21 protein-coding genes are annotated in these 25,110 nt (G+C 64.9%); 1 reads left to right on the top strand and 20 read right to left on the bottom strand.

What is annotated here, in order from left to right; translation table 11 throughout:
• Window positions 1–406 precede the first annotated feature (406 nt).
• From tyrS to infC, 19 genes are all read right to left on the bottom strand, one after another.
• A complete protein-coding gene (gene tyrS, locus QM588_RS07195; RefSeq protein WP_283312348.1) occupies window positions 407–1,681 on the bottom strand; it encodes a tyrosine--tRNA ligase in 1,275 nt (424 codons plus the stop codon).
• 38 nt (window positions 1,682–1,719) lie between these two features.
• Window positions 1,720–2,373, bottom strand: coding sequence for a DNA-3-methyladenine glycosylase (locus tag QM588_RS07190; RefSeq protein ID WP_283312347.1), 654 nt, complete (start codon window positions 2,371–2,373; stop codon window positions 1,720–1,722).
• Window positions 2,374–2,535: 162 nt separating this feature from the next.
• Window positions 2,536–2,742, bottom strand: a complete 207-nt coding sequence (locus tag QM588_RS07185) for a Trm112 family protein (protein ID WP_027497228.1) — start codon at window positions 2,740–2,742, stop codon at window positions 2,536–2,538.
• A 104-nt stretch (window positions 2,743–2,846) separates the two neighbouring features.
• The gene (locus QM588_RS07180) at window positions 2,847–5,864 is read right to left on the bottom strand and encodes an AMP-binding protein (RefSeq protein ID WP_283312346.1); all 3,018 of its coding nucleotides are present in this window, start codon (window positions 5,862–5,864) and stop codon (window positions 2,847–2,849) included.
• A gap of 101 nt (window positions 5,865–5,965) precedes the next feature.
• Complete coding sequence (gene argH, locus QM588_RS07175; protein ID WP_283312345.1) at window positions 5,966–7,414, bottom strand: argininosuccinate lyase; 1,449 nt, start codon at window positions 7,412–7,414, stop codon at window positions 5,966–5,968.
• Entirely contained in the window at window positions 7,411–8,610 is a 1,200-nt protein-coding gene (locus QM588_RS07170; RefSeq protein ID WP_032370344.1) for an argininosuccinate synthase, read from the bottom strand. Before QM588_RS07170 ends, argH begins: the two co-directional genes overlap by 4 nt.
• A gap of 52 nt (window positions 8,611–8,662) precedes the next feature.
• Window positions 8,663–9,178 carry an arginine repressor gene (locus QM588_RS07165; protein ID WP_032365512.1) on the bottom strand — a complete coding sequence of 172 codons (516 nt, stop codon included), beginning with the start codon at window positions 9,176–9,178 and terminating at the stop codon, window positions 8,663–8,665.
• Complete coding sequence (argF, locus tag QM588_RS07160) at window positions 9,175–10,110, bottom strand: ornithine carbamoyltransferase (RefSeq protein ID WP_032365513.1); 936 nt, start codon at window positions 10,108–10,110, stop codon at window positions 9,175–9,177. The genes QM588_RS07165 and argF overlap by 4 nt, the downstream gene beginning before the upstream one ends.
• Window positions 10,107–11,312 (bottom strand): acetylornithine transaminase, encoded by a 1,206-nt coding sequence (locus QM588_RS07155; RefSeq protein WP_027497234.1) that lies wholly within the window; start codon window positions 11,310–11,312, stop codon window positions 10,107–10,109. The genes argF and QM588_RS07155 overlap by 4 nt, the downstream gene beginning before the upstream one ends.
• A complete protein-coding gene (gene argB / locus QM588_RS07150; RefSeq protein WP_201010785.1) occupies window positions 11,309–12,223 on the bottom strand; it encodes an acetylglutamate kinase in 915 nt (304 codons plus the stop codon). The genes QM588_RS07155 and argB overlap by 4 nt, the downstream gene beginning before the upstream one ends.
• Window positions 12,220–13,458, bottom strand: a complete 1,239-nt coding sequence (gene argJ, locus QM588_RS07145) for a bifunctional glutamate N-acetyltransferase/amino-acid acetyltransferase ArgJ (RefSeq protein WP_283312343.1) — start codon at window positions 13,456–13,458, stop codon at window positions 12,220–12,222. The genes argB and argJ overlap by 4 nt, the downstream gene beginning before the upstream one ends.
• Window positions 13,455–14,510 (bottom strand): N-acetyl-gamma-glutamyl-phosphate reductase, encoded by a 1,056-nt coding sequence (argC, locus tag QM588_RS07140; RefSeq protein WP_094716024.1) that lies wholly within the window; start codon window positions 14,508–14,510, stop codon window positions 13,455–13,457. The genes argJ and argC overlap by 4 nt, the downstream gene beginning before the upstream one ends.
• 52 nt (window positions 14,511–14,562) lie before the next feature.
• Window positions 14,563–15,117 carry a hypothetical protein gene (locus QM588_RS07135; protein WP_206498119.1) on the bottom strand — a complete coding sequence of 185 codons (555 nt, stop codon included), beginning with the start codon at window positions 15,115–15,117 and terminating at the stop codon, window positions 14,563–14,565.
• 69 nt (window positions 15,118–15,186) lie between these two features.
• Window positions 15,187–17,673, bottom strand: a complete 2,487-nt coding sequence (pheT, locus tag QM588_RS07130; RefSeq protein ID WP_283312342.1) for a phenylalanine--tRNA ligase subunit beta — start codon at window positions 17,671–17,673, stop codon at window positions 15,187–15,189.
• 55 nt (window positions 17,674–17,728) lie between these two features.
• Window positions 17,729–18,796: a phenylalanine--tRNA ligase subunit alpha gene (gene pheS, locus QM588_RS07125; RefSeq protein WP_032386899.1), complete on the bottom strand. Its 1,068-nt coding sequence runs from the start codon at window positions 18,794–18,796 to the stop codon at window positions 17,729–17,731.
• A 70-nt stretch (window positions 18,797–18,866) separates the two neighbouring features.
• Window positions 18,867–19,673, bottom strand: coding sequence for a TrmH family RNA methyltransferase (locus tag QM588_RS07120; RefSeq protein ID WP_283312340.1), 807 nt, complete (start codon window positions 19,671–19,673; stop codon window positions 18,867–18,869).
• A 38-nt stretch (window positions 19,674–19,711) separates the two neighbouring features.
• The gene (rplT, locus tag QM588_RS07115) at window positions 19,712–20,101 is read right to left on the bottom strand and encodes a 50S ribosomal protein L20 (RefSeq protein WP_008715924.1); all 390 of its coding nucleotides are present in this window, start codon (window positions 20,099–20,101) and stop codon (window positions 19,712–19,714) included.
• 86 nt (window positions 20,102–20,187) lie between these two features.
• Window positions 20,188–20,382 carry a 50S ribosomal protein L35 gene (rpmI, locus tag QM588_RS07110; protein ID WP_008715923.1) on the bottom strand — a complete coding sequence of 65 codons (195 nt, stop codon included), beginning with the start codon at window positions 20,380–20,382 and terminating at the stop codon, window positions 20,188–20,190.
• Window positions 20,383–20,498: 116 nt separating this feature from the next.
• Window positions 20,499–21,239: a translation initiation factor IF-3 gene (infC, locus tag QM588_RS07105; RefSeq protein ID WP_045841242.1), complete on the bottom strand. Its 741-nt coding sequence runs from the start codon at window positions 21,237–21,239 to the stop codon at window positions 20,499–20,501.
• A 379-nt stretch (window positions 21,240–21,618) separates the two neighbouring features.
• Here infC and QM588_RS07100 point away from each other — a divergent pair, with 379 nt between their 5' ends.
• Window positions 21,619–21,999: a DUF1844 domain-containing protein gene (locus QM588_RS07100; RefSeq protein WP_206498123.1), complete on the top strand. Its 381-nt coding sequence runs from the start codon at window positions 21,619–21,621 to the stop codon at window positions 21,997–21,999.
• Between the two features lie 82 nt (window positions 22,000–22,081).
• Here QM588_RS07100 and uvrA read toward each other — a convergent pair whose 3' ends face one another.
• Window positions 22,082–25,006 (bottom strand): excinuclease ABC subunit UvrA, encoded by a 2,925-nt coding sequence (gene uvrA / locus QM588_RS07095; RefSeq protein WP_032374518.1) that lies wholly within the window; start codon window positions 25,004–25,006, stop codon window positions 22,082–22,084.
• Between the last annotated feature and the right edge of the window lie 104 nt (window positions 25,007–25,110).

Here is a 25,110-nt window from a genome sequence, read left to right as displayed (position 1 = left end):
GGCACTGACATTCATCGACACACTGTTGAGTTCTCAAAGAACACGCACACACCATTCACCTCCGAGATGATCTCGTCGGTGTCCGGGGCAACCGTTCCAGCTTAGATCGGATGTTCAGCCTCAGTCAAACTGGCCTTCCATCCGCGGCTCCGACCTGACCGTGGTCGTGTCCGAACCAGATTGTGTAGAGCGCGTGTCCGCTTCGCTCAGGCCTTGCGGTCTGCGCTGGCGTCCGTGTCGCTCTGACTTGGACAAAGTTACGCCCCGGATAACAACGCGTCAAATCCCCAGGTCGTTCGGACACAATCGATGTGAACAGCCTGGTCGCGCTCGGTGAATTGCCCCTCGTGCGGATGTCCAAACCAAATTACATCAATGTGACTCCGGCCACTGGCCGATTCCGGATTCAGCGAGCCACTCGTGCTCCCGCGAAGTTTCGCTTCCCGCGCCGAACGACCAACCATTGCCCGTGCAGGAGATCGTCGCTCGACGGTGTCCAGTTCTCGTCGGCGATCTTGACGTTGTTCACCGCTGCCCCGCCCTCTTTGACCGCCCGGCGAGCAGCACCCTTGCTCTCGCTCAACCCCGTCGCGACAAGAAGGTCGACGATCGTGTTCGGAGCACCCACCTCGATGTCGGCCACCGATGCCTCGTGCAACGCCGCTGCCAGAGTCTTCTCGTCGAGGTCGGTGAGCTCTGCCCGCCCGAACAGCGCTTGGCTGGCGAGCTCGACCGAGCGAGTCGCCTCTTCACCGTGAACCAGAGTCGTCATCTCCGCTGCCAGTCGCTTCTGCGCTTCTCGGGCGTGCGGTCGTTCCTCGGTTGCGGTCTCCAATTCGGCCAGTTCGTCCTGGGAGAGGAAGGTGAACCAGCGCAAGTACTTGACCACATCGGCGTCACCGGTATTCACGAAGTACTGGTACCAGGCGTACGGGCTGGTCATCTCGGGGTCCAACCAGAGACTGCCTCCACCGGTGGACTTACCGAACTTCTTGCCGTCCGACGACGTGACCAGGGGAACGGTCAGCGCGTGAACTTGTTCGGCGTCCTGCCGACGATTCAGTTCCACGCCGGCGATGATGTTGCCCCACTGATCCGATCCACCGATCTGCAGACTGCAGCCGTACTCCCGGCGCAACTGGACGTAATCGTTGGCCTGCAACAGCATGTAGCTGAACTCGGTGTACGACATGCCGTCGCCCTCGAGCCGAGTCTTGACCGTCTCGCGCGCGAGCATGACGTTGATCGAGAAGTGTTTGCCGACGTCTCGGAGGAAGTCGATGGTGGACAACTCCCCCGTCCAGGACAGGTTGTTCACCACCACGCCACCGGTAGGTCCGTCGTCCAGGTCTACGAACCGTTCGAGCTGACCCCGGATACGCGATGCCCATTCGGTGACAACCTCACGGGAATTCATGGTTCGCTCCCCCACATCGCGAGGATCACCGATCAGTCCGGTTGCGCCGCCCGCAAGAATGATCGGCCGATGACCGGCCCGCTGGAAGCGCTTCAAGGCAAGTAGTGGAACCAGGTGGCCGGCGTGGAGCGAGGGTCCGGTCGGGTCGAAACCGGAGTACAACGTGATCGGCCCGTCCGAGGTGGCCTTCTTCAGTGCTTCCACGTCGGTGGACTGCGCGATCAGCCCGCGCCAGGTCAATTCGTCGATGATGTTCTCGCTCACGACGTCGATCTTCCCGCATGCACTTGTCGCCGCCTCGTTCAGCCCTCACGCAAGCCAGGCTGGGGAGCCCGGGGACTGCGCCGGTAGTTCGACACTGCAGGCGAGGCCGGTAGCCAGAAACGCCACGGTCTGTCGGCGGCCACGCTCACACCCACGCGTGGACCGGCTTTCACCGCGTCTTCGCCCAACGGATGTCGGGGCAGCTCGAGGGTGATCGGTGACGACGCGTCGAACAGATCGGTTCCGTTGTCGGCGAGTCCCACTCCGAGTGCTCGACCGAGATTGCCGGGCCCCCGAGCCCACCCGGCCTCGACCCGCGCTGTTCGCGACTTTCCGCCACCGCGTCTGCCGTCGACGACGTCGTGACCTGCAACTACCTGTCCGGCTCGAAGCAGGACGGCAGCAGCCGTCCCGTCCGGCCCGCAACTGACGTTCATGCACAGGTGCATGCCGTAACTCAGATAGACGTACAGCCGACCCGCCGGACCGAACATCACGGCATTTCGGGGTGTCGGGCCACGGAAAGAATGCGCAGCGGGATCGGGCCACGGACCGTCGATCGGACCGCCGTACGCCTCGACTTCCACGATGCGCACCGACACCGCGCCTGCATGGATGGTGGCTCCGAGGATGCGTCGGGCTCCGTCGTCCGGCTCTCCGATTTCCAAGTCGACAGCGTTCACGCATCCCATGATGCTGCGCCCTCGACCTCCAGGCGTCGACGGGGCATCGATGGATCGATCGACTGCGCCCCGATGCTCGCTGTGCTGGAGCACCGTGCGTGCTGTGGCGAACGGGACGTCAGGCAGCGCATTGCCGCTGAGCTACCTGGTTGTCGCCCGGAACGCGATGGTCTAGGACGTGGCGCGCGCCAGAATCGACTCGTGCTCGGCGTCGTCGACATCGCGCGCATCGTCGGCCAGCAACACCGGAATGCCGTTCTCTATCGGATATGCGCGACGCAGTCGCGGGTTGTAGAGCAGTTCGTCCTCGACGAGCAGGAGCGGGCCCTTGTCCACGGGGCACGCGAGGATGGAGAGCAGTGTCGAGTCGATTGCCACAGGTGTCCTTCTGTCTGCTCCGATCGAGTCGGAGTGATGGTCTTCGTTCACGCTACCGAACGCCGGTTGTCTCCGTCGTCGGGGCCGCTGGCTGCCCTCTCCTGTCAGGACGACTTCTCGGCGGTGCCTTGACGTCCCACGAAGCGTTCTGCCACAACAGCTTTCGTCAATCGACGGTAGCTGTTCGATTCCGGATCGTAGTACCACGAGCGTGCGCTCGGCGTAGGGATTCCGGCTTGTTTCAATGCGGTCGCGTTGGGTCGATAGGCACGACCGACCGGGATGTCCGACACCACATGGACGATTGCCGGACGCTCGTCCGGCAGAAGAACTCCCAGAGCATCGGTGAGAGCGCGAGCGGTGATCACCGCTTCCGGCTGCAGGGACACAGCGCACACTGCGACCTCGGTAGCCGACGCTTCCATGCGGATCGACCGTGGCCCGTCGACGGCAACACGAACCCCGTAGACCACGGCCGAACCGACCTGGTCGAGATCGCCGACGGCGTCGACGATCGGCTGGGTGTACACCGGCCCCCGCGCCGAGCGCACCACAGTGTCCTTACGATCGATGAGCCAGTAATCGCCGTCGGAATCACGCCGGAACAGGTTCTCGGTGGGTATCCACGCGTCGGTGGGCTCGAAGACCCCACGCATGACATGGCTGGTCGCCTCTCCGTCACCGCTCGGGCGGCCCAGGAGCAGTCCGATCTCGTTGTCGCGGCACTGCCGCACGAATCCGTCGTCGTCCTCTTCGAGTCGACCGGTGATCGGGTCGTACGCCGCCAGAGCCACTCGCGCACTGCCGGGCAGAGGACGTCCCTTCGATCCGATCTTCGTCCCGGCGACATTGGCCAGAATGACATCGTTCTCGGTGGAGGCATAGAACTCGAGGACTCGCGCCGGGGTGAACTTCGCCAGCGTGCGACGCCACAATCCCACCGGCATACCGGAGCCGATGAACAGCCGAACCGGGTGACCGGTGTCGACCGGGAAGCGCCCCTCGTCGACGATCTGCTGCATCATCGTCCACGTGTAGCTGACGACGGTAACGCCGTAGCGGTACACCTCTTCCCTGAAGCGCTCGGGATCGAGACCACGGGAAAGAGCGATCCTCGATCCGCCGGCAAGCGCGCCGCCGATGGTCACGAGTATGCCCGCCGAATGATGCAGCGGTGCAAGGCAATACACGGTATCGCCGGGACCGAGAGCGGCCGTTGTCGCGGTACCGAAGGCGGACAGCGCCCAGCGGTGGTTGGTGATGTATCGCGGTTCGAGACCACGATCGGTCGTAGTGAACAGAATCATCGCCAGTTCGCGAGCGCGACCGGGATCCGGCTCGAACCAGGCGGGGAGTCGGACGGCGTCGGGGTCGATGGCTTCGAGGTCGATCACCTCGTAGCCGTCCGGAACCTCGAGTCGCCGCGTCTCACCACCGCCGAGCACTAGCACGTTGGGCGCAACCGGAACGGCCGCTGCGGCATTCTCCGGATCGGCGATCACAGTGTCGACGTCCACGGTGCGTAACGCGGCAGTGAGGTCGCTACCCGGCTGCAGCAACACCGGAACAGCGCCGATGCGCGACAGAGCCGCGATGGCGGCGAGGGCACTCGGCCTGGTCTCCATCAGCACACCGATGCGCGATGCCGGCCGTACACCGACACTGATCAGACCTCGAACCACGTTGTCGATACGCACGTTGACGGCGTCGTAGGTGTGCACACGGTCGTCGAAGAGGAAGCACTCGCCGAGCGGGGACTTTCTTCCCTGCTCAGCGATCAAGCGGCCCAACGAGACCCGACTGTGCGGCTGCATCTGCCCCAGCCGCGCCAGTCGCGGAAGGGTGCGCACGGCCTCGGTCGAGATCTCACGAGTGCCGCGCACAGCACCGGTCGCAGCCGAGGCCAATCCGCGTCCCACACCGACTCCCACTTCGGCGATGGAGGCAGCGGTATGGATGAGCCTGTTGGTGATCGACACTCCGCTGTCGCTGTCCGAGTGCTCCTCGTGTTCCATGACGCGAACTGCCTCGGGCTTCGGTCCGAGGTTCTCGCGCCACCGAATCCAGTTTCCGGTGGTCGGCCATGTCTGCGCAGCTGCCGTACTACCCACCACGAGACCGAAATGACCTGCACGCAAAGTGGTTTCGAATACCTGAGCACGAGGTGCGGCACGCCGGATTCCGCGGACCGCCAACGGCTGTCCGATGTCGTCCACCTCGCCGACGAACGCCAGCACCGGCACCGTCAACTCGGCAAGCGTCAACAGCCTGTCCTTGATGACGAAGCCGCCGGTCATCATGCGGTTGTGCACGACGAATTGCTTGAGCAACTCGGCCACGGCGGGCCCGGACCACGCCACCCAGCCGTCCATCGCCAGGAAGCGGCGCTGCGGCTCCCGAGGCAACAGTGCTTCCCGATCGTGCAACTGTCGCAGGAAATCCAAACGAGACCGCACGGTCTTCGCCGGGTCGAGTAGCTGGAATCCCGTCCGCGCCATCCACCCCGACACGGCCAAGCGCGTGAATACATGATCGGCGAGAAACTCCGCGCCCCGAGTGGCGACACCCGCCGGGATACCCAACGGCAAGCCGGCCAAGGTGTCGACCGGAGCCCCGAACGTGATGAGGCTGGCCAGGTTTCGTCCACCTCGATAGGCGGCAGCTTGGTAGCAGAACATGCCTCCCTGCGAGTATCCGCCGAGGTGAACGTCGCGGCCGGTGTGCTCGTGCACCTTGTCCACGACCTCGCTGATGGCGACGACGTGATCGGCCAGAGTACGGCTCCACCCGCCCTCTTCGGTATCGGGCGAACCGAAATCGACCACCCACGGGTCCATGCCCATGCCGTGCAGGATGCCGGCCGCACCTTGATCGGTGGTGACGTCGTACACGTCCGCGGAGACCATCATCGGCGGAATCAGCACCACCGGAGGACTGTCCACGGGAACGTCGTCGGGGAAGTAACGCCGCAACCGATACATCGGTTCACGGTCCATCACCCGAAAAGGTGACGGATCCACCTCGGTCTCGAGACCACCCAGTCGGATGACCTCGAGCCCGTTCTGGGCCGTTGCGATAGCACGCCGCAGTGGACCACGTACCGCGTCTGCATTCAGTCCCACAAATACACTCCTGCGTTCGGCCCCGACGGAACGACCGACATCGGTCTTCGCGTGACGAAAGCTTCTCACATCACACTCGTGGAATACGGCGAGGATGTCGACTAGTGCCGCAACACCGGCACCTCGGCCCACGCGCGCAACGTCGACGCAGTCGCCCGCACACCACCGAGTTGATGCGCCACCTGAACTGCCGCGGTGCCGCCGCGAGCATCACGCGACGAAATGGAACCCTCCACGGTGAGCACCTCGCGTACTGCCGGAGTGAGCGCCGGATCAATCGACGCGAGCTCGTCGTCGGTCAGATCCACCAGCCCCACGCCCCGCGCTTCTGCCGCGCGCACGCAGGCTCCCGCTGCCTCGTGGGCGACCCGGAACGCAATCCCTTGCCGCACCATCCATTCGGCGATATCGGTCGCGAGTGTGAACCCGGCCGGCGCGAGCTCGGCCATGCGATCGGTGTGGAACTCCAATGTCGCCGTCAAACCGGTGAGAGCCGGGAGCAGCAACTCGAGCTGTGCAACCGAATCGAAGACCGGCTCCTTATCTTCCTGAAGATCTCGGTTGTACGCCAACGGTTGTGCCTTGAGGGTGGCCAACAGGCCGGTCAGATTTCCGATCAGGCGGCCCGTCTTGCCACGAGTCAATTCGGCGACGTCGGGATTCTTCTTCTGCGGCATGATCGAGCTGCCCGTCGACCATGCATCTGCAAGAGTCACGTAACCGTATTCGGGTGTGCTCCACGAGATGACCTCCTCGGCGAACCGAGACAGGTCCACCGCCGTCATCGCCAACACGAACGCGGCTTCCGCCGCGAAATCACGCGAGGACGTGGCGTCGATCGAGTTCTCGGCGGACGAATCGAAGCCGAGTTCGGCGGCGATCTTCTCGGGGCTCAGACCGAGCGAGGAGCCGGCCAGAGCGCCGGAACCGTAGGGCGACACCGCCGCTCGCCTGTCGAAGTCCGCGAACCGCTGGACATCACGCAGCAGCGGATGAGTATGTGCGAGCAGATGATGCGCCAACAACACCGGCTGCGCCGCCTGCGAATGAGTCTTGCCTGGCATGACCGCGGTGGGGTGAGCCGCGGCCTGGGTCGCCAGTGCGTCCACGACGTTGAGAACACCGACCGCCACCCGACGGACGGCGTCGCGCAACCACATTCGAAACAGAGTCGCGACCTGGTCGTTGCGTGAGCGGCCGGCACGCAGGCGGCCACCCACCTCGGGTCCGACCCGATCGATCAATCCGCGTTCGAGAGCGCCGTGCACATCCTCGTCCGACTCGGCCGCGACGAACTCACCGGACGCCACGTCGTCGGCCAGCCGCTGCAAACCGTCGAGCATGGTCTCGAGATCCTGCGGGGTCAACAGTCCGGCACCGTTCAGAACCCGGGCGTGGGCCATGGACGCGCGAATGTCGTAGGGCGCGAGAACCCAGTCGAAGTGTGTCGATTTGCTCAGGGCTGCCATGGCAGCCGCCGGTCCGGAGGCGAAGCGCCCGCCCCACAGCGAGCCTTCGTTGGTTCCGTGTGCGTTGCTCGACGTGGTCACAGGCCCAGGTCCCGCTTCGCTGCGATCTTGGAGGAGAGCCCGTGCAGCTGCACGAATCCCTTGGCCGCGGACTGGTCGAACGTGTCGCCCTCGTCGTAGGTGGCGAGATTGAAGTCGTACAACGACTCCCCGCTGCGACGGCCGTTGACGATGATTCCGCCCGCGTGCAGCACCAAGCGGATGTCGCCCGAGACGTGTTCCTGCGTGTGCTGAACGAACGTGTCGAGCGCACCCTTGAGCGGCGAGTACCACAGGCCGTCGTAGACCAGCTCGGCCCACTTCTGGTCGGTATGACGCTTGTAGCGGCCGAGTTCGCGCTCGAGGGTCACGTGCTCGAGTTCTTCGTGCGCACGGATCAGGACCATCGCACCGGGGGCCTCGTAGATTTCACGGCTCTTGATGCCGACGAGCCGATCCTCGACGACGTCCAATCGGCCGACACCCTGAGCGCCCGCACGGGTGTTGAGTTCTTGGATCGCACCGAGCACCGACACCGGACGGCCGTCGATGGCGACCGGGCGACCCTTGTCGAACGTGAGTATCAGTTCGTCGGGTGCCTGGAAGTTGACCGTCGGATCCTCGGTGTAGTCGTACACATCCTTCGTCGGCGCGTTCCACAGATCTTCCAGGAAGCCGGTCTCCACTGCTCGTCCCCACACGTTCTGGTCGATGGAGAACGGTGACTTGGTGGTGACGTTGATCGGAATGTCGTTCTCCTCGGCGAACGCGATCGCCTTCTCCCGGGTCCACGCGTAATCGCGTACCGGTGCCAGCACTTCGAGCTCCGGAGCGAGCGTGTTGAAACCGACCTCGAACCGGACCTGATCGTTGCCCTTCCCCGTGCATCCGTGCGCGACGACGGTTCCGCCGTGCGCACGTGCGTTCTCCACCAGATGCTTGACGATCAGCGGGCGGCTGATGGCCGAAACCAACGGATACCGATCCATGTACAGCGCGTTGGATTGCACCGTCGGCAGGCAGTACTCGTCGGCGAACTCGTCCCTGGCGTCGACGACGACCGATTCGACTGCGCCGCAGTCCAATGCGCGCTGGCGGACGACATTCATGTCCTCACCGCCCTGGCCGAGGTCGATGGCAACAGCGACGACCTCCTTGCCGGTCTCCCGTCCGATCCAGCTGATGGCGACAGAGGTGTCGAGTCCGCCGGAGTAGGCGAGGATGACGCGTTCGGCCATGGTGATGACGCTCCTTCGTGGTTCGTGTGGTGCAGTGCGGAGTGACCGGATCTCAGTTTCCGCGTCGAGCGAGCTTTTCTATCTTGTCGGCGATCTCGCCGCCGGTGGTCGGTTCACGGGCGATGAGCAGGATCGTGTCGTCCCCGGCGATCGTTCCCACGACTTCCGGCAATGCAGCACGATCGAGGGCGCTGGCCAGGTAATGCGCAGCTCCGGGCGGTGTCCGCAGAACTGCCTGGTTTCCGCTGTGATCGGTGGACACCAACAGCTCCCCCAACAGCCGCAGGAGACGGTCGGTTCCGCCCGACACCCCGCGCACCGGGCTGCCGTCCTCGGGGACCACGTACACCCCGACGCCGCCGTCGGGAGCGCGCAACTTCACCGCACCCAACTCTTCGAGGTCACGCGACAGCGTCGCCTGGGTGGTGTCGATCCCCTCGGCGGCGAGCAACGACGCCAGCTGTGGTTGACTGCGCACCTGATGCGTGGCCAGCAACGCGATGATCCGCGCCTGTCTGCCCGCGCGGGTCGACGCGGTCAGCGGAACCGCAGTGACGTCGTCACTCACGGTCGCCGAGCCTGCTCGAGGAGCCAGACCAGCAGTGCTTTCTGCGCGTGCAGACGGTTCTCGGCCTCGTCCCAGACGACACTGTGCGGACCGTCGAGCACCTCGTCGGTGATTTCCTCGCCGCGGTGGGCAGGAAGGCAATGCAGCACGACGGCGTCGGATTTCGCCTTCGACAGCAGCTCGGAGTCGATGCGGTAGGGCCGGAACGGAGCGACTCGATCGAGTCCGTCGTTCTCCTGACCCATCGATGTCCAGGTATCGGTGACGAGAGCGTCGGCACCGTCGGCGGCCTCGTCGGGGTCTTCGGTCACCGTGATGGACGCTCCGGTCTCCTCGGCGCGCGCACGTGCGGCATCGAGGACGTAACCGAGTGGTGCGAATTCCTTCGGAGCGGCGATCCTGACATCGAGTCCCGCGGTCACTCCGCCGATGAGAAGCGAATGTGCCATGTTGTTGGCACCGTCGCCGAAGTACGCCAGCGTCCTCCCGGTCAGGTTTCCCTTGTGCTCGATCAGCGTCTGCAGATCGGCGAGGACCTGGCAGGGATGGAATTCGTTGGACAGCGCATTGACGATGGGAATCGTTGCACCCGTTGCCATCTGCTCCAGTCGCTTCTGGCCGAACGTACGCCAGACGACCGCCTCGACGTAGCGGGACAGCACGCGGCCGGTGTCCTGCAGAGTCTCCTCGCGTCCCAGTTGAGTGTCGCTTCCGGTGACCACAACGGCGTGGCCGCCCAACTGCGCAATGCCCAACTCGAACGAGAACCGAGTTCTGGTGGAATTCTTCTCGAAGATCACACCGACGCCCTTCGGCCCCTCGAGCGGCCGCTTGGAGAACGGAGCCCGCTTGATCTCGGCCGCGAGCGCCAGGATTTCTCCCTGCTGCTGCGGGGTGATGTCGTCGTCGCGAAGGAAGTGCTGAACGGTCATGGCTGGTGTGCCTCCTGTGCTGCGTCGAGAATTGCCGGTAGTGCCGAGACGAACGACGCGGCCTGCTCTTCGGTGATGATCAGCGGCGGTGCGAGCCGCAATACGTCTGGTTGCGCTGCATTGATCAGGAAGCCTGCGTCACGGGCCGCCGCCTCGGCCGCAGGCGCAACTGCGGCCGTGAGCACCACTCCGAGCAGAAGCCCGGAGCCCCGAACATGGCTGACGAGAGGGTGTTCGAGAGCCTCGATGGAATGAGCGATGGTCTTGCCGAGACTGTCGGCGTGCGAAACGAGGTCGTCGGCGGCAATGGTCCGCAACACAGCCAACGCAGCAGCGGCGCAGACCGGGTTGCCGCCGAAGGTGGTGCCGTGCTTGCCCGGATGCAACAACTCCCCCGCCGCCCCGATACCGATGCAGGCTCCGATGGGCAGACCCCCGCCCAGTCCTTTGGCCAAGGTGATCACGTCGGGCACGATGCCGACCGACTGGTGGGCGTAGAACCAGCCCGTGCGGCCGATACCGGTCTGCACCTCGTCGAGGACCAACAGCGCGCCGTGCTTCGCCGTGATCTCACGTGCGGCAACGAGATACCCGTCGGGAGGAACGACCACGCCGCCCTCCCCCATGATGGGTTCGAGAAACACTGCGGCGGTGTCGGAATCGACGGCTGCCTCGAGCGCGGCGATGTCTCCGTAGGGCACGTGCTGGACACCGGCAGGCATGGGTTCGAACGGAATTCGCTTGTCGGCTTGTCCGGTGAGCGCCAGTGCACCCATCGTCCGTCCGTGAAAGGCCTTCTCGGCGGCAATGATGTGGGGACGACCGGTCAGACGCGCGATCTTGAACGCCGCCTCGTTGGCCTCGGTACCCGAGTTGCAGAAGAACACTCGTCCCGTCGCACCCGCACCCAGATGTGCGAGCAATTGCTCGGCCAGTTCGATACCCGGTTCTGTCGCATACAGATTCGACGTATGACCCAGAGTGGAGAGCTGAGCAGTGACCGCCTCGATCACCGCAGGATGAGCGTGGCCCAGGATATTGACGGCGATACCGGCCAGCAGGTCGAGGTACTGCTTGCCGTCGGCGTCGGTCACCACAGCGCCTTCGCCTCGGACGAGCGCTACGCGCGGCACACCGTAGTTGTCCATCAGCGACGTGGACCACCGCTGCTGTAGATCGACCGTGGACTGCGTGCCGGTCATGACGTGACTCCTGACGTAGACGAGTGATCGGGGGTGACCATGGTGCCGATCCCCTCTCCGGTGAACAGCTCCACCAGAACCGAATGTTCGACGCGACCGTCGATGACGTGCGCCGACGGCACACCGGCACGAACGGCCCGCAGGCACGCTTCCATCTTCGGAACCATTCCCGCATCGAGCGTGGGCAGCAATGCGTCGAGTTCCGACGCGTCGATTCGAGAGGTCAGGGAACTGCGATCGGGCCACGCCGTGTAGAGACCCTCGACATCGGTGAGCACGACCAACTTCTCTGCCCCGATCGCACTGGCGAGAGCAGCAGCAGCGGTATCGGCGTTGATGTTGTGCACCACGCCGTCACTGTCGGGTGCGATGGTGGAGACCACCGGAATGCGGCCTGCGGCAATCAGATCGAAGATCGCCTTCGGATCTACCGAGGTGACGTCGCCCACCAGACCGATATCGGTATCGACGCCGTCGACCAGGACCGAACGACGCGTCGCGGTGAACAGGTGCGCGTCCTCCCCCGAGATTCCGACGGCATACGGCCCGTGACTGTTGATCAAGCCGACGAGTTCACGGCCGACCTGCCCGAACAGCACCATCCGAACGACGTCCATGACTTCCGGTGTGGTGACCCGGAATCCGCCGCGGAACTCACCCGTCAGGCCCAGCCTGGTGAGCATGGCCGAAATCTGCGGGCCTCCACCGTGCACGACGACGGGGTGAATTCCGACGGTGCGTAGAAACACCATGTCGGCGGCGAACGCTCGTTTGAGATCGTCGTCGATCATGGCGTTCCCGCCGTACTTCACCACGACGATCTTGCCCGAGAAGCGCTGGAGCCAGGGCAGTGCCTCGGCGAGCGTGAACGCCTTCTGCGCTGCCGTCAATTGCGTTGCAGCAGCAGTCATGACGAGTACGCCGAGTTCTCTTCGACGTAGGCGTGGGAGAGATCCGTCGTTCTGATCGTGGCCGTACCGGACCCGAGTCCGAGGTCGATGGTCACGGCAATATCGACTCCGGACAGGTCGACCTCGCGCGCACCCGGAGCGCCGACGCCGTCGATGCACACCGGATTGCCGTTGAACGACACGGCAATCCGATCCGGATCGAGTTCGATCGGAGCGATACCGATTGCCGCCAGTACACGACCCCAGTTGGGATCCGAACCGAACAGAGCTGTCTTGGTGAGACTGTCCCTGGCGACCGTCCTCGCACCGACGAGAGCCTCGTCCTCGGACACTGCACCGGAGACGGTGATCTTCACTCGCTTGGTGACGCCCTCGGCATCGGCCATCATCTGGTCGGCGAGGTCGTCACACACCGCCAGGACAGCAGCGTCGAGGTCCTCCTGCGACGGGCTCACACCGCTCGCCCCAGAGGAGAGCAGCAGTACCGTGTCGTTCGTGGAGGACGCACCGTCGACGTCGAGCCGGTCGTAGGACATCCGGGTGGCCGCACGAAGCGCGGTGTCGAGTTGCTCTGCGGTCGCGACGGCGTCGGTGGTGATGACACTGAGCATCGTGGCCAGCGACGGTGCGAGCATGCCCGCGCCCTTGGCCATCCCACCCACATTCCACTTGTCTGCGTGATGAATCGCGGCCTGCTTCGGCACGGTATCGGTGGTCATGATCGCGTAGGCGGCATCGGTGCCTCCGGAGATACCGCCGGCCAGTTCGTGCACCACCTCGGTCACCCCGGGCAGCAGCTTGTCCATCGGCAACCGGTCGCCGATGAGACCCGTCGAGCACACGGCAACCTCGATCGCCCCTGTTTCCGAACCCCAGTTGCTCAACACGCACGCGACCTCCTCCGCCGTCCGATGCGCGTCCTGGAAACCGGGTGCACCGGTACAAGCGTTGGCACCGCCCGAGTTCAACACCACCGCGCGAAGCCGACCGGTGGTGAGCACCTGCTGCGACCACAGCACCGGCGCGGCCTTGACCTTGTTGCGGGTGAAGACGCCCGCTGCCGTGAAGTCCGGGCCCTCGTTGAACACCAGAGCCAGATCGGACCTGCCACTTGCCTTGATACCCGCGGGAATCCCGGCCGCACGGAATCCGGCGGGAGACGTCACGCCCTGGGAACGCACCAGCTTCCCCGCGATCGAGGCGACCGCGTCCGTCTCGCTCTTCAGGCCGGTCATGGAGCAACTCCTACGGTAGAGAGACCGTCGGTCTCGTCGATTCCCAACGCCAGATTCATCGATTGCACTGCTGCACCGGCTGTTCCCTTGGCCAGGTTGTCGATGGCCGCGATGACGACCAGCAAACCGGCGTCTGCATCGACGGACACACTCATCTGCACAGCGTTCGATCCGATGACCGAACCGGTCTGCGGCAGCCGCCCGGCCGGAAGAACATGAACGAAGGGCTCCGCGGCATAGGCCTTCTCGTACACCTCGACGGCCTGAGCCTCGGTAGCGGTGGTCACGGCCGTACAGGTGGCCAGAATGCCACGCGGCATCGGCGCGAGTACCGGAGTGAACGACACCGACACGTCGGTACCGGCCACCGCCGACAGATTCTGCACGATCTCCGGAGTGTGCCGGTGCGCGCCTGCTACCGCGTATGCGCGAACCGAGCCCATCACCTCGGAGCCCAGCAGGTCGGCCTTGGGTGCCCGGCCCGCACCGGACGTGCCGGTGACCGCAACGATGTTGACCCGTGGCTCGATGATTCCGGCGGCAACTGCCGGGGCCAGGGCAAGACTCGACACCGTCGGATAGCACCCGGGCACGGCGATACGCGTGGCCCCGACCAGGAGCTCGCGGTGCCCCGGTAGCTCTGGGAGCCCGTACGGCCAAGTCCCCGCATGCGGAGACTTGTAGTACTTCTCCCAGGCTGCCGAGTCGTTGAGGCGAAAATCGGCACCGCAGTCGATGATCACCACGGATTCGGGCAACCGAAGCGCGAGTTCGGCGGATTTACCGTGCGGCAACCCGAGGAAGATCACGTCGTGCCCGGCAAGTTCGTCGACCGTCGTGGGGCCGAGAACACGGTCGGCAAGCGGCAACAGGTGGGGATGGAACTCACCCAGTGTCGCGCCTGCATTGCCGCCCGCAGTCAGCGCTCCGATGACCAACGAGCCGTCGCGTACGGCCGGGTGGCCGAGCAGCAGGCGAAGGATCTCACCACCGGCGTAGCCACTGGCACCTGCCACCGCGATGCGCTTCGGCGTTGCCTCCGAAATAGTCATGCGGTTTATTATGCAGCATCATGCAAGCTCATTCATCGGCGGGCCGGAAACGCTAGCTGTTACCCATCGATCTACGGATTTCGTCGAGCTTCTTTCGGCCGGCTTCCTGCCGATCGTTCCACTGTTTGTCCAGGTCCTGACCGGCTCTCGATTCCCGGTCCAGCTCCTCCGCCCCGACAGCCGTACCCGAGCGGTGCTCCACCTTTTCTCGCACCCCGTCCCAGGTCGGCACCCCGGAGTCGGTGAAGTCGCCCGTAATAGCACCGCCGACATAACCCCCACCCCCGCCGACTGGCAGGTCGTCGACCAATTCCGCATCGATGACGCCCGGCACCGTTCCGCCCAACGGAGCTCCCGGTGGTGGATCGCCGAGCGGCTGGTCGATACGAGGTTTCGTCACCTGCGGAACATCCACATCGGGAACGGTTCCCGGCGGGACGCCGCGATCCGGCCCGGCGGGCTCGGGTTCCGCCGTCCCCAACTCGGCCGCCAGAGCAGATGCCGCCGCTGCCACCGGAGCCAACCGAGGTCGGCCGACAACCGCCGCGAGAACCTCGTTCAACACCTGCAGATCCGAGGCCGTGCCCTGCGTGTCGGATTCACTCATCGGCCGCTCCCGTCGTCGTACCCGTCATGACACCACGCTACGCACAACACCGGCCGCGCCGTCGACGGTTCAGCTACGCAGCTGGGCACCGACCGCTGTGGACGCCGCAGCCACGGCTGCGTCGCGAGCCGCCGTCGCCTGATCCTCGGTCAGGGTGCCGTCCGTACCGCGGAACCGGAGGGCGAACGCCAACGACTTGCGCCCCTCGCCGACCTGCTCACCCTCGTAGACGTCGAACAGTCGGATGGACTCGAGCAGTTCTCCACCGCCGATCGTCAGCGCAGCCTCGACGGACGCAGCGGGCACGGACGCGTCGACCACGACAGCGACGTCCTGCAACACGGCCGGGTACGGCGATACCTCGGGGGCCGGAAGCGATTCGACGACGGGCAGAGCACTCAAACTCAGCTCCACCGCGCACGTACGCGGCGGCAAACCGGCTCGCTCGAGCACGGCCGGATGCAGTTCGCCTGCATGCCCGACGACCTCACCGTCGAGAAGAACCTCGGCGCACCGGCCCGGATGCCAGGGAAGGTGTTGTGCGGCACGAAGATCGACGTGCACACCGGACGCCGCGGCAACCGTGCGCACAGCGGCGAACGCGTCCGCGGCCTCGGCTGCTCGGCCCGGTCCCCAGGGCCCTGAGGGCTCACGCTGACCGGCGAGCACCACGCCCACGTGTACCGGCTGTGCGGGGAGGGACCCACGGAGCATCGCGATCTGATCGTCGGTCGGTCGCCGATCGACCGGCAACGCGTCCACTGCAGCGGTGGCGTCGTGCCGGAGAACGACCTGGGCGATTCCGAACAAAGACACGTCCCGCTGACCGCGGGCGATATTCCTGCTCAGCATTTCGAGCAGACCGGGAAGCACGGTCGTCGCAAGCTCGGGGCGGTCGGCCTCGAGCGGGTTCAACACCGACGTCGTCGCTCGGCGCGGGTCGTCCGCGTCGAGGCCCCACGTGTCGAAGATTCCCTTGGGCAGGAACACCGGCGGAAGAACCTCGACGTAGCCGGCGAACGCAAGGGCCTTGCCGACTGCCCGCCGGCGCTTCTGCTCGACGGTGAGGCCGCGCCCACCGGGAGCGGACGGCAGAATCGACGGGATCTTCTCGAGCCCTTCGAGCCGCAGCACCTCTTCGACCAGATCGGCGCGCTGCACCAAGTCGGGTCGCCACGAGGGAGGATCGACGACCAGTTGTCCGTGGCCGCCACCGTCGACATCCACCTCGACGGTGCAGCCGATCTGAGCGAGCCGTCGAGCAGCGGTCCCGTCGGGGTACTGCACACCCGCGATCCGATCGGGCAGGTCGAAGTCCATCGTCACCGACGGGAACCGGGCAGCCTCGCCGATGTCGGTCAGCACCGGCTCGATACGGCCACCGGCGATCTCGACGAGCAACTGTGCGGCCCGATCGAGCGCCGCAACCGGGAGCGCCGAATCCACAGTCCGCTCGAATCGCTTGCTCGCCTCGCTCGACAGCTTGTGGCGACGGCCGGTTCGGAACACCGCGAGCGGATCGAACGATGCTGCTTCGAGAACGACGTCGCTGGTCGAGTCGTCGACCTCGGTGGACGCCCCGCCCATGACGCCGGCCAACGAGATGGCTCCCGTTCCGTCGGCGATGACCACGTCTTCCGCATCGAGCGAGCGCTCGACGCCGTCGAGCGTCGTGAGCGTCTCCCCCGCATTCGCGCGCCGCACGACGAGATCACCGTCGAGCTTGCTCGCGTCGAAAGCATGCAACGGCTGGCCGAGCTCGTGGAGCACGTAGTTGGTCACGTCCACGGCCACCGAGATCGGTCGCACCCCGGCCAGCAGCAGTCTCCGCTGCATCCACCAGGGAGTGACGGCAGCAGAATCGATACCCACGACCTTCCGCAGAGCGAACCGAGAAGTACCGGACTCTGGCTCGACAGTCACGGGCCAGGCGTCGCCGGTGACCTCGGTGGGCATCGTGCGCGCCGGATCCACATACGGAAGATCGAAGCTGCACGCCAACTCACGGGCCAGGCCGCGCACCGAGAAGGCGTATCCGCGATCCGGTGTCACGTTCAGCTCGATCACCGAGTCATCCAGGCCCAGAACGACTTTGGCATTGTCTCCGGGCTGCGCAGTACCTTCAGGTAGTACCAGGATCCCGGAGTGGTCCCGGCCGAGACCGAGCTCGAGCGTCGAGCAGATCATTCCGTTGGAGTTGCGGCCGTACGTCTTGCGCGACGCGATGGCGAATCCACCGGGCAGAACGCTGCCGGGCAGAGCCGCGACGATCAGGTCCCCCTCGGCGAAATTGCGTGCTCCACAGACGATCTCCTGAGGCTCGTCGGCCCCCACGTTCACGAGGCAGAACCGAATGGGCTTCTTGAATTCGGTCAGTTCCTCGATCGACTCGACCCGACCCACCACGAGTGGCCCCGTCACGTTGTCCAACGAGACCAGCTCCTCGACCTCGAAACCGACGCGTACGAAACCCTCGTCGAGCTCGTCGGGCGAGACGGACCAGTCGGGAGTACCCGCGTGCAGGACCTCGGTCAACCAGGAATGTGGGACTCGCACGTGTGCTCAGCTCTTTCTTGTATCCGAGATGAAGTGGGGCTGGAGAGTAGCGGCGTCAGGCCTGAACACCGAAGGGCAGAGTGAACCTGATGTCCCCCTCGACGATGTCCCGCATGTCCGGGATGTCGTTGCGGAACTGCAGAGTTCGCTCGAGACCCATGCCGAACGCGAAACCGGTGTACACCTCCGGGTCGATGCCGCTGGCCTGCAACACCTTCGGGTTGACCATTCCGCAGCCACCCCATTCGACCCAACCGGCTCCACCCTTCTTCTTGGGGAACCACACATCGACCTCCGCAGAGGGTTCGGTGAACGGAAAGTAGTTGGGCCGCATCCGAGTACGCGTATCGCTGCCGAACAGAGCCTGCGCGAACGCGTCCAGCGTTCCGCGCAGATGCGCCATCGTCAGGCCCTTGTCGATCGCGAGCCCCTCGACCTGATGAAAGACCGGAGTGTGCGTCGTGTCGAGCTCGTCGGTACGGAACGTTCGGCCAGGACAGACGACGTAGATCGGCACCTCCCGAGAGAGCATCGATCGCACCTGCACCGGCGACGTGTGCGTACGCAGTACCTGCCGCGAGCCCTCCGGCGCGATGTGGAACGTGTCCTGCATCGTGCGAGCCGGGTGATCGGGCAGGAAGTTCAACGCGTCGAAGTTGAAGTGCTCGGTTTCCACCTCGGGGCCCTCTTCGACCTCCCAGCCCATTCCGACGAAGACGTCGGCAACCTGCTCGGAGATGATCGTGATGGGATGGCGCGCTCCGACGGGTGCCCGGTCGGTCGGCAGCGTCACGTCGATCGTCTCGGCCACGAGAATTGCCGCATCGCGCTCCGCCGACAGCACTGCGCGGCGCTCGTCGAAGGACTTCTGCACCCGGTCTCGTGCCACCTTGACGCGCTTGCCCGCGTCCGCCTTCTGGTCACCGGGAAGAGCTCCGAGGGCGCGCTGAGCCAACGCCAGTGGCGCCTTTCCACCCACGTGATCGATTTTGACCTTCGTGAGCGCATCGAGGTCCGACGCGTCGGCGAACGCCTGCTCGGCCGAGTCCACCGCAGCGTCGAGTGCGGACTCTTCGAGAACGCTCGGATCTACCGGCTCGGGCCCGGACTCTTTCTTCGCCACGACAGATGCACTCCTCGAATAATGGTCGGTCTGCACGAGGCAGAGTGGTAACGATCCTAGGCGACCGTATTCACGGGTTCGCCGACCGTCGTCGAACACGGGCGCTCGCGTAGAGACACAGTGCCGCGGCGGTCGCCAGGTTCAGACTCTCCGCCCGACCGTGGATGGGAATTCTGATCCGGTGATCGGCAGCTTGGGCAACGGGGAGGGACAAACCGTGGGCCTCGTTGCCGAACAACCACGCAGTCGGCTGCTCGAGCAGCTCGTCTGCGTCGTCCAGGTCGACTTCGCCGTCGGCGGCGGTCGCCACGACCGTCAGTCCTGCACGGCGCAGTGCGTCGACGCCGCCCTCGATCGAGCGCTCCCGCGCGATGGGGAGATGGAAGACGCTGCCGGCCGAGGCCCGCACGCATTTGCCGTTGTGAGGATCGACGGAGTCGCCGAGCAGGACCACCGAATCGGCCCCCGCGGCGTCGGCAACACGAATGATCGTGCCGGCATTACCAGGCTCGGCCATTTCCACAGGAACGGCCACCAGCCGCGGTGTCCCGGCCAACGCACGGCCGATCGGGACGTCGACCAACTCGGTGACTGCGATCAGGCCCTGCGGAGTGACAGTGTCGGACAACGCCTTCGCGGCCCGATCGGTGATCGGAAACACCCGTGCTCCAGCGGCCTCGACGGAGGCGATGAGGCTCTCGTGTCGGTCGAAGGCGTCCGCGGTGAAGAACAGCTCTCGGACCGAACCGAACCGCGCAGCCTCGGACACAGCATTGAAGCCCTCGGCAAGGAACAGTCCCGTCTTCTTGCGCTCTGCAGCGCGAGCGAGCTTGACGGCCGAAACGACCCGCGGAGTTCGCTCGGTCAGCGAATCCACGGGTCGTTTCGGAGTTGAATCGTCGTGCGGCGACTCGCTCAGGCTGCTTCTCCAGCAGGAGCGTTGACATCGGCAGGCAATGCAGCCTTGGCGATGGCGACCAAGCCGGCGAATGCCTCGGCATCGGACACAGCGAGCTCGGCGAGGATCTTGCGGTCCACCTCGACGCCCGCGGCCTTCAGGCCCTGGACGAAGCGGTTGTAGGTGATGTCGTTGGCCCGCGCTGCAGCGTTGATTCGCGTGATCCACAGCTTGCGGAAGTCACCCTTGCGCGCGCGGCGGTCCCGGTAGGCGTAGGTGAGCGAGTGGAGCTGCTGCTCCTTGGCCTTGGTGTACAGACGTGAGCGCTGTCCGCGGTAGCCCTTGGACGCTTCGAGAATCGAACGGCGCTTCTTCTGGGCGTTGACGGCCCTTTTTACGCGTGCCACTGGTGAATCCTGTCGATCTGGGGGCGTGTGAAACCCCGAATGGTAATGGGATGAAGCCGACCGAAATCAGTCGGCGGCGGGCCGGATCAGATGCCGAGCAGGCGCTTGATCCGAGGCACGTCGGCCTTCTTGACAACGGCGACGCCATCGAGGCGACGAGTCACCTTGGTGGGCTTGTGCTCGAGCAGGTGGCGACGGCCGGCCTTCTGGCGCAGGATCTTGCCGCTGCCGGACACCTTGAATCGCTTCTTGGCACCACTGTGCGTCTTCTGCTTGGGCATGAAATCCTCTGTTCTGTATTAGCTCTTCGGTGATGCATGGCACAGACACGCAGCGCCTCGGCACGGACTGCGCACCGAGGCGGGTGCGGGACTGTCTTACTGGTAGAGCGCGAAGCTCAGTTGGTCTGGGCCGGAGTAGCCGGAGCTGCTGCGGCCGGTGCTTCGGCAGCCGGAGCTGCAGCGGCGGGCTGTTCCGGCGCGGGGGCCGGTGCGCGTTGCGCAGGCGGCGCGGCAGCGCTTTCCTGAGCCTTCACGCGAGTCTTGGCACCCTTGTGCGGAGCCAGGACCATGGTCATGTTGCGGCCGTCCTGCTTGGCCGACGTCTCCACGAAACCGAGTTCCGCGACGTCGGCACCCAGGCGCTGCAACAAACGGAAACCGAGCTCGGGGCGCGACTGCTCGCGACCACGGAACATGATGGTGACCTTGACCTTCGAGCCGGCTTCGAGGAAGCGAACCACGTTGCGCTTCTTGGTCTCGTAGTCGTGCGCGTCGATCTTGGGGCGGAGCTTCTGCTCCTTGATGACGGTGAGCGTTTGGTTCTTGCGCGATTCGCGCGCCTTCTGCGCAGCCTCGTACTTGAACTTCCCGTAGTCCATGATCTTGCAGACCGGCGGACGTGCGTCGGGAGCTACTTCGACAAGATCGAGGTCGGCTTCGAGAGCCAAGCGGAGTGCATCTTCAACACGCACGATCCCCACCTGTTCACCGCCTGGTCCGACAAGACGGACCTCGGGAACTCGGATGCGATCGTTGATGCGGGTCTCAGTGCTGATGGGGCCTCCTAGGTAGTGCGGTGTGGTGTGTAACCCGACCGCCTGCCACTTACACAGCCCGTCGCCCTCGAACCTCGACATCACGCTCGGCGAACCAACACCGAAAACGAAAAAACCCTGCAGCCGGTCTGTACCGACAGCAGGGCCCGATGTCGACCGGTCGATCCGTACGACATAGCGCGTCGTACAGTCTCCTCACGAGGAGGAAGCACTGGGGAATCCCAACTGGGAGACCGTCGTGCGACCGGACCGGAAGCCATCCTTTCGGATCACATACCGGTGGGAGTCGGGCTCCACTTGCTGCCTTCATGCGGTGAACTCCATCGAGGAGCGCACGCCGAAGACGGTCGTCGAGTCAGACTACCAGCAGAAGCCCGAAACCGACAATCGCGTCGATCGATCGCGCCGAGTCGACACCCGATCCCACTGACAACACCCGCGGCGTGGGATTCTCGTAGGTATGACCAGTTCATCCACGCCCGCCGAACCCGCAGGCACCGACCCCACCGGTATCGAGCAAGAAGTCCGGGAACTCGCCGAGGTTCCCGCGGTCGAGGTCATCAGCCGCGCAGCGGTGATGCTGATGAGTTCTGCGGCCGAGAAGCTGGGTCTGTCCGAGCCCGATCCCGCGGAGAGCCCCTACCTCGATCTCGACGAGGCCCGACGCGTCATCACCGCACTCGCCGGCTTGGTCACCGCGTCGGTCGAGTATCTCGGTCCGCACGCCGGACCGATTCGCGACGGCCTGCAGGCATTGCAACGCGCGTTCCGGGAAGCCTCCGCACACCCGGACGAGCCGGGACTCGGCCCCGGTGAGAAGTACACCGGCCCGGTGCACTGAACGAGCGCACCCCACCCCCACCGACAGACGACGAAGCCGCATCCGGCAATCCGGATGCGGCTTCGTCGTCGACGTGTTCGCGTCAGACCGCAGCGACCTTACGAGCCCGACGCTTCTTCGGGGCCGCCTTCGGCGTGGACGCCACTACCTCACGGGAGAGCGCCTCCTGCAGGAATTTTCCGGTGTAGCTTTCGGGCACCGCTGCTACGGCTTCCGGATTACCCTGTGCCACAACCGTTCCGCCGCCCGAACCGCCTTCGGGCCCCATGTCGATTACCCAGTCGGAGACCTTGATGACATCGAGATTGTGCTCGATGACGATGACGGTGTTCCCCTTGTCGACCAGTCCGTTCACCACGCCGAGCAATTTCCGGATGTCCTCGAAGTGCAGGCCCGTGGTCGGCTCGTCGAGGATGTAGACCGTGCGGCCGGTCGATCGCTTCTGCAACTCGGCTGCGAGTTTCACACGCTGAGCTTCGCCGCCGGACAAGGTCGTTGCCGGTTGCCCCAGGCGGACGTAGCCGAGGCCGACCTCGACGAGGGTCTTGAGATACCGGTGAATCGACGTGATGGCCTCGAAGAAGTCGGCAGCCTCCTCGATCGGCATGTCCAGAACCTCGGCGATGGTCTTGCCCTTGTAATGCACCTCGAGCGTCTCACGGTTGTAGCGAGCGCCCTCGCACACCTCGCACGGGACGTAGACGTCGGGCAGGAAGTTCATCTCGATCTTCAACGTGCCGTCTCCCGAGCACGCCTCGCACCGACCACCCTTGACGTTGAACGAGAATCGTCCGGGTTGATACCCACGAACCTTGGCCTCGGTGGTGGCCGCGAACAACGTACGGATCTTGTCGAAGACCCCGGTGTACGTCGCAGCATTGGACCGGGGCGTGCGGCCGATCGGCGACTGGTCGACGCGAACCAGCTTGTCCAGTTGGTCCAGACCGTTGATCCGGGTGTGCCGACCGGGAACCTGCCGGGCACCGTTGAGCTTGTTGGCCATCACGGTCGCAAGGATGTCGTTGACCAGAGTCGACTTGCCCGAGCCGGAGACACCGGTGACCGACGTCAGAACACCGAGGGGGAAGCTGACGTCGATTCCCTGGAGGTTGTGTTCACGGGCACCCACGACGGTGACCTGTCGCTTCTTGTCGACCACCCGACGGGTGTCCGGCAGCGGGATCTCCATGCGACCCGACAGATACGCACCCGTGAGCGATTCGTCGTTGGTGAGGAGGTCCGCGTAGGAACCGCTGTGCACGACGCGTCCGCCGTGCTCACCGGCCAACGGTCCGATATCGACGACCCAGTCCGAGGTACGGATGGTGTCCTCGTCGTGCTCGACGACGATCAATGTGTTGCCGAGATCGCGCAGTCTCGTCAGCGTGTCGATGAGCCGGCGGTTGTCCCGTTGATGCAGTCCGATGGACGGCTCGTCCAGTACGTAGAGCACGCCGACGAGGCCGGAGCCGATCTGCGTGGCGAGCCGGATACGTTGCGCCTCGCCGCCGGACAGCGAGCCCGCGGTGCGCGCCAACGACAGGTATTCGAGACCCACGTCCAGCAGGAAGCCGAGTCGAGCCTGAACCTCCTTGAGGACCTGGCCCGCAATCGCTTCCTCGCGTCGCCCCAGAGTGAGGCTGTTGAGGAAGTCGGCCGTGTCGGCGATGGACAGTTCACACACCTCGGCGATCGACTTCGGCCCGAAATCACCTGCCGCGATGGTGACCGACAGAATTTCTGGACGCAGCCTGGCTCCGTTGCAGGTAGGACACGGAACGTCGCGCATGTAGCCGTCGTACCGTTCCTTCATCTGTTCGGATTCGGTCTGCTCGAGGCGGCGGTGCAGGAAGGGCATGACGCCCTCGAACTCGGCGTAGTACGACCGGGTGCGGCCGTACCGGTTCTTGTACTTCACGTGCACCTGGTGGTCGCTGCCCTCCAGGACAGCTCGCTTGACCTTTGCCGGCAGCTTGTTCCACGGAGCGTGCAGATCGAAGCCCATGGCGTCGGCGAGTCCGGACAGCAAGCGGCCGAAGTACTCCGACGTCTGGCCCATGGACCACGGCGCGATGGCCCCGTCGGCCAGACTCAGATCACCGTCGGGCACCACCAGCTCGGGATCGACCTCCTTGCGCACGCCGAGCCCGACACAGTCGGGGCAGGCACCGTAAGGCGAGTTGAACGAGAACGATCGCGGTTCGAGGTCGTCGATGGACAGCGGGTGGCCGTTGGGACACGCGAGCTTCTCCGAGAAACGACGCTCCCGATCGGGGGCGTTCTCCTCACGGTCGACGAAGTCGAGAACCACGATCCCGTCTGCCAGCCGCAGTGCGGTTTCCACCGAGTCGGTGAGCCGCTGCTTCGAACTGGACTTGACGGTGAGCCGGTCGACGACGACCTCGATGTCGTGCTTTTCCTGCTTCTTCAACACCGGTGGGCTACTGAGCTGGTGGACGACACCGTCGACGCGCACACGTGAGTAGCCCTGAGTGTTGAGCGAGTCGAACAGGTCGACGAACTCGCCCTTACGGGTTCGGACCACCGGCGCTAGGACCTGGAATTTCAGGCCCTCCTCCATGTCGAGAACCTGATCGACGATCTGCTGTGGAGTCTGCTTGGCGATCTGCTCGCCGCACACCGGGCAGTGCGCAGTGCCCGCCCTGGCGTACAGCAACCGTAGGTAGTCGTAGACCTCGGTGATGGTGCCCACGGTCGAGCGTGGGTTGCGGTTGGTCGACTTCTGGTCGATCGAGACCGCGGGCGACAGGCCTTCGATGAAGTCGACGTCGGGCTTGTCCATCTGACCGAGGAACTGCCGTGCGTATGCGGACAGCGACTCCACGTAGCGACGCTGGCCTTCGGCGAAGATCGTGTCGAAGGCGAGAGACGACTTGCCCGAACCGGACAAACCGGTGAACACGATCAGCGCGTCCCGGGGCAGGTCGATATCGACCCCCCTCAAGTTGTGCTCCCGTGCACCTCGCACTATCAGGCGATCCGCCACTGTGTTCCCTTCTTTTCTCACGAGCACGTCGAGCCGTGTTGCTGCTCGACGCAGCATTGTCCGACGTCGAGTCGATGATGACGCGTGGTGCCGATGCACCGATC

Source organism: Rhodococcus sp. IEGM 1354, assembly GCF_030056855.1.
GTDB lineage: Bacteria > Actinomycetota > Actinomycetes > Mycobacteriales > Mycobacteriaceae > Rhodococcoides.
Note: the sequence above shows the minus strand (reverse complement) of the source record. Positions and strands in the feature narration are given on the sequence as shown.

Bases quoted from the DNA above. Each gene is read 5' to 3' on its own strand.
- QM588_RS07155 (WP_027497234.1), bottom strand. From the start codon at position 11,312: ATGACCGGCACGCAGTCCACGGTCGATCTACAGCAGCGGTGGTCCACG.
- argB (WP_201010785.1), bottom strand. From the start codon at position 12,223: ATGACTGCTGCTGCAACGCAATTGACGGCAGCGCAGAAGGCGTTCACG.
- rpmI (WP_008715923.1), bottom strand. From the start codon at position 20,382: ATGCCCAAGCAGAAGACGCACAGTGGTGCCAAGAAGCGATTCAAGGTG.
- QM588_RS07100 (WP_206498123.1), top strand. From the start codon at position 21,619: ATGACCAGTTCATCCACGCCCGCCGAACCCGCAGGCACCGACCCCACC.
- argF (WP_032365513.1), bottom strand. From the start codon at position 10,110: ATGACCGTTCAGCACTTCCTTCGCGACGACGACATCACCCCGCAGCAG.
- argC (WP_094716024.1), bottom strand. From the start codon at position 14,510: ATGACTATTTCGGAGGCAACGCCGAAGCGCATCGCGGTGGCAGGTGCC.
- argJ (WP_283312343.1), bottom strand. From the start codon at position 13,458: ATGACCGGCCTGAAGAGCGAGACGGACGCGGTCGCCTCGATCGCGGGG.
- QM588_RS07170 (WP_032370344.1), bottom strand. From the start codon at position 8,610: ATGGCCGAACGCGTCATCCTCGCCTACTCCGGCGGACTCGACACCTCT.
- infC (WP_045841242.1), bottom strand. From the start codon at position 21,239: ATGTCGAGGTTCGAGGGCGACGGGCTGTGTAAGTGGCAGGCGGTCGGG.
- QM588_RS07190 (WP_283312347.1), bottom strand. From the start codon at position 2,373: ATGGGATGCGTGAACGCTGTCGACTTGGAAATCGGAGAGCCGGACGAC.
- QM588_RS07135 (WP_206498119.1), bottom strand. From the start codon at position 15,117: ATGAGTGAATCCGACACGCAGGGCACGGCCTCGGATCTGCAGGTGTTG.